General features: G+C 64.9%; 5 protein-coding genes. 2 read left to right on the top strand and 3 right to left on the bottom strand.

Annotation, left to right across the window (positions count from 1 at the left end; all coding sequences use genetic code 11):
- Positions 1 to 1094: Ig-like domain-containing protein (locus VD972_RS22840; RefSeq protein WP_324990358.1), on the bottom strand; the 1094-nt coding region annotated here is incomplete at its 3' end.
- Complete coding sequence (locus VD972_RS22835) at positions 1091 to 2113, bottom strand: OmpA family protein (protein WP_324990356.1); 1023 nt, start codon at positions 2111 to 2113, stop codon at positions 1091 to 1093. The genes VD972_RS22840 and VD972_RS22835, both read right to left, overlap by 4 nt.
- A 615-nt stretch (positions 2114 to 2728) precedes the next feature.
- On the opposite strand from VD972_RS22835, the gene VD972_RS22830 reads away from it, so the two are divergent.
- Entirely contained in the window at positions 2729 to 3307 is a 579-nt protein-coding gene (locus VD972_RS22830; RefSeq protein ID WP_324990355.1) for an outer membrane beta-barrel protein, read from the top strand.
- A 74-nt stretch (positions 3308 to 3381) separates the two neighbouring features.
- Positions 3382 to 3651, top strand: a complete 270-nt coding sequence (locus VD972_RS22825; protein ID WP_324990353.1) for a GlsB/YeaQ/YmgE family stress response membrane protein — start codon at positions 3382 to 3384, stop codon at positions 3649 to 3651.
- Here VD972_RS22825 and VD972_RS22820 read toward each other — a convergent pair.
- Positions 3601 to 4845 (bottom strand): hybrid sensor histidine kinase/response regulator (locus VD972_RS22820; protein WP_324990351.1); only part of this gene is annotated, 1245 nt, incomplete at its 5' end. The genes VD972_RS22825 and VD972_RS22820 overlap by 51 nt on opposite strands.

The following is a 4845-nucleotide window of genomic DNA, read 5'->3' as shown; positions in this document are numbered from 1 at the left end:
GCGAGGGAGGACGTCGACTTGTAGAGGCCAGGCGCCAGCGTCTGTCCGCCGAGGTTTCCGGCCACGGTGACCGTGCACAGCGTTCGCCCAGCGGCGTCGTTGTAGGCTGTCGTCAAGTCGGCGATTCCCTGCGCCGCCGTGGGATCTCCCGCGTGCATCGCCCCCATGAGGGTTCCAGGCGGGAACCCGGTGATGGCGGTGCCCGGGCTCACACCGAGGTCTCCTGTGACGGAGGTCTGACCGGTGCTGGTCACGGTGGAGCCAGCCAGCACCGCGAAGTTGCCGGCCGAGCTGAGCGCGACAGGCCATTGGCTGCAGGCCCCCGTGGTGAAGCTCCACTCGTGGTTGGTCGCCAATGAGCTGCCCGACGCGTCCTGGGCGCCAGTCGAGATTGTCGCCGTATAGGTCTGCGAGAGTCCCAGCGGGCTGGCCGGCACGAAGGTCGCCGTGTTGGTCGCCGCCGCCCAGGTGACAGAGCCCGCGACAGCCGTTGCCCCTTGCCGCACGGTGAAGGTCGAGGAGTTGATCGTCGCCGGGTTCATCCCCTTGTTGAAGGTGGCGGTGATTCTCTTGTGGGTCGACACGTTCGTGGCGGCGTTCACCGGGCTCGTGGCGATGACCGTCGGCGAGATGAGGTGTGTGTCCGTGGTGAAGCTCCAGGTGTAGTCCGTGGCCAGGGCGTGGCCCTCGATGTCCTTGCTCGCGGTCGAGATCGTGGCGGTGAACACGGAGTTCGGGGCGAGGTTGCCCGCGGGGGTCAGCGTCGCGGTGGTGCCGAGGTAGGCCACGTCACCTGTCACGGAGGTCGCGCCTTGCTTCAGCGTGAACGCCGTGGCCAGCGTCGCCGGGTCCATCTCCTCGCTGAAGGTCGCTGTGACGGGGGCGTTGATCGCGACCGACGTCTCGGCATCCGAGGGTCTGGTGGAGACGACGGACGGCGGGGTGCCGGCGTCAACGGTGGGGCCGGCGTCAACGGTGGGGCCGGCGTCGTTACCCGGGCCATCGGGGTCGCCGGGGAACTCGACCAGCTGCTGCCCGCAGGCGGTCATCAAGGAGAACAGCAGGAACAGGGCTCCAGTCTTCAGGCTTCTCATTTCGTGCTCCCGTCATTCAGGATGTTGAAGTTGACAACGAACTCGACGCGGCGGTTGTTCTCGCGGCCGGTGACTGTGTTGTTGGTGTCGAGCGGCACGGACGAGCTGAAGCCCTTCGAGACGAGCCGCTCCTTCGCGACGCCGTGCGCCACGAGGTAGTCCAGCACCGTCTCCGCCCGCTTCTCGGAGAGCGTCTGGTTGTGATCCTCCGCGCCGGACGAGTCGGTGTGCCCTTCGATCTGCACGCGGAAGTCCGGGTTGTCCTTCAGCGCCTGCGCGACCTCGTCGAGCACCGGGAACGACGCCTCTTCAAGCGTGGCCTGGTTCCAGGCGAAGTAGAGCTTCTCCTTCAGCTCCAGCTTGTCCCGCTTGATAACAACCTTCTTGTATTCAGGGCAGCCCCACGACTCCATGGGCCCCGCCACGTTGGGGCAGCGGTCCACGTTGTCGGGGACTCCGTCCTTGTCACGGTCGGGACAGGAAATGGTCTCCTGGGTGATGGTGCGGACCTCCGCGGCGGCGATGGGCTCGCGCTCGCGGCCGGGTCCGATCTCCAGACTGACGCCCACGCTCAGGAGCTTGGCGTCATGGTTGTCGTAGCCGGCGCGGTGGCGTTGGATGATGTGGAGGTAGCGCACGAACGGGCCGGCCCAGAACATCCGTGTCTCGCCGATGGGAAGGGAGAGGCCTGCGGCGACGGCGAAGCCAGGACGGTTGAGCACGCCGGTGCGGACGTAGAGGGCGTCAGCCTCCGCCCAGGGCGAGATGGCGAAGGACCCCTCAGAGCCGCCGGGGGCGTCATGAGGCCGCTTGAGGCGCACCCCTCCGCCAAACGTCCACGCCACCCCGGGCTGCGTCAGCTCCGCCTCCGCGGGCAGCTGCAGCAGGGTCACGCTGGGTCCGATGTCCAGGTACTTGTTCAGGCCGAAGAGCGCCTTCAGGGTGAGGCTGCCTCCGACTTCATAGAGCTGCGACTGGGGGGCGGTCAGCGGCACCGCCACGCCGGGCTCGAGCTTCAAGCTGAAGTCAGCGGCCCGCGCTGGCAGTGGGAATGCCAGCAGGGCGAGGGTGATTGAAGTGGCGAGAATAGAACTGTTTCTAGCCGTTTTCGTAACGGCTGCTGTGTGAGGCATTGCGTGACTCCGTTGTTCTTTCAATGCGATGAGCAGGTGATCGCCGGGGTTCTGGCAATCACACGTCATTGCGGTGTCGCGCAGCTCCGAGAGTGAGCCGCACGTCGTAGCGCAACGCCGGGCGAGCGGCAGGCGCCACCCACCCCGGCGCAATCACTCGTCTACGGAAGCGTCAGCTTGTCCAGCTTTGCCTGGGCCGCTTCCTGGTTGTTATTCTTTTTTTGGGGGTGTCAGAAGCTAAGCACGAAGCCCTGTCTGTCAAGTCCGCATCAATCGAGCTCTCATCCGTGCCATCCAGGAAGAGGTCGCGGGTAGAGGCCTTCGCGCTGGAACTCCTCTTCTAACACCGTCGGCGCAGGAAAGATAGCCTGCCCTTCTTTGCCAAACGCATACATCATTTCAATCTCTTGATGCAATGCCATTTCTTCGAGTTCGGGGTTCCATGCTTGACAACACGATAACGGCACTTAGATTGGGACTTCACGAAATGAGAGGGAATGCATGTCTCGTCAAGGCATAGCGGTGTTAGGGTTCGTGTTGTCGCTGGCCTCTGCAAGCACGGCGACCGCCGATGAGGAGCCTCGACGAGGAAGGGGGAATGTGTTCCTGCGCGGAGGGGCGGGTAACTACACGGGAGATCTCGGCGAGAACGTCAACGTGGGCCCTACCTGGGGTGTGACGTTGGACTTACAGCCCCTGCGCTTTCTCAGCTTTGAGCTGGGCTATGAAGGCGCCAGGAACACCGCCAAGACCGCGCTGCTCGACATCTCCCTCACGCGCCACGGTGCCAGTGGCCTTGTAAAGCTATCGCTGCCCTTGTTCGATGCCGTCAGGCCCTTCGTGGGCGTCGGCCTGGGCATCTCGAACATCACCATCGGAGGTGACCTCCGAGGGGCTTTCGAGTCGGACGTGGTGCAAGAGGTCCCGCTGGCATTGGGCGTCGAGTTCAACTCCGACGCGCTCATCGCAGGCGCTCGGGCCACTTACCGGTTGCTGCTGGACGAGAACCTTGGCGAGCAAGTGGAGAACCCCCAGGGCGGCTTCATCGACGTCGTGCTGACCCTCGGGGCCCGCTTCTAGCGACAAAAGCTTTCTGCTCCTCAACACCTGTCCGTGCACACCTCTTCGCCCAGTGCAACCTTGGGAGGTACACCGTGTCGCTTCAGTCATTCGTCGTGTGGATCGTGATCGGCCTGATCGCTGGATGGCTGGCTTCCGCGGTAGCGGGCGGCGGCTACGGGCTCATCGGGGACATCATCGTGGGCGTGGTGGGGTCCTTCATCGGAGGCTTTCTCTTCCGGGCCCTGGGCGTGGGTACTCCCTTCTCAGGGATTGCCGGAACCATCTTCGTCGCCTTCATCGGGGCCATCGTCTTACTGCTCTTGCTGCGTGTCCTCCGCTCGGGCACCCGCAAACGCGCCTGAGGCGCCAGCTCCCGTGAGCCTGGCCCCGCGCGTCGAAGCGTTCCGGCCCGCAGCGTGTTCGAAGACTCTCTCGAGAAGCTCGAAGTTCAACGGCTTGACGAGGTGAGCGTCGAAGCCGGCTTCGCGCGTCCGGCGCCGGTCTTCCGGCATGCCATAGCCCGTGAGAGCCACCAGATAGGGGACGGGCGAACAGGTCGCGCGCACGCGCCGGGCCACCTCGTAGCCGTCCAGCTCCGGCAAGCTGATGTCGGTGAGCAGCACGTCAGGCGGCGCTCGGGTTGCCTGGGCAATGCCATCGAGTCCGTTCACCGCCACATCGACCCGGTGGCCGCTGGCTTCGAGCAGCTCGTGCAGAACCTCGCGGCCGTCCTGGTTGTCTTCAACGATGAGCACGTGCAACAGACGGCTTGGGAGGTCTCGTTGCGTGGGTGCGACGACCGCGAGGTCCTGCGCGGCCGCCAGCGGGATCCGGATCTGAAACTGCGATCCCTTCCCCAGTCCCTCGCTGGTCATCTCCACCTTGCCCCCGTGCATGCGCACCAGGGTGTCGACGAGCGCCAGGCCAACTCCAAGGCCGCTCTGGGTGCGTTCGGTGCCGTTGCGCGCCTGCGTGAAGAGCTCGAACACCTTGGGCAGCATCTCGGGCGAGATCCCGATGCCGTTGTCGCGGACCCAGATGACGACGTCCACGTCGTCGCGCTGCACGGTGACCTGAATTCTCCCGCCGGGTGGCGTGTACTTGATCGCGTTGCCAACGACGTTGGCGATGATCTGCTCGAACCGGATGGCGTCACCCCGGACCAGGAATGGTCCGTCGCCAATATCCAACGTGAGGGTGTGCCTGGCGTGGCGCGCATTGGACTGCAGCGAGTCGACGGACCTGCGCACCAGCTGTCCGAGGTCCAGGTCCTGGCCTTCGAGGTGCAACTTGCTCAGTGAGAGCCGGGACACATCGAGGATGTCGTCCAGCATCCGCGTCATCGCGTGCATCTGGCGATCGAGGATCTCCAGGTACCGAGCACGACGGCGCTCATCGACGGGTCCGCCCTGGAGGATCGTCAACGCGGTGCGCGCCGCACCCAAAGGATTGCGCAGCTCATGGCCAAGCATCGCCAGAAACTCGTCCTTGCCTCGGTTGAGCGCCTCCAGGTTCTGGTGCAGCACCCGCATCAGGTACTGACGCTTGCGGCTCTC

Source organism: Hyalangium sp., from assembly GCF_035629615.1.
Taxonomy (GTDB): Bacteria; Myxococcota; Myxococcia; order Myxococcales; family Myxococcaceae; genus Hyalangium.
This window is presented reverse-complemented; position numbering and strand designations above follow the sequence as displayed.

Coding starts and splice junctions, on each gene's coding strand:
- VD972_RS22830 (WP_324990355.1), top strand. CDS start 2,729: ATGTCTCGTCAAGGCATAGCGGTGTTAGGGTTCGTGTTGTCGCTGGCC.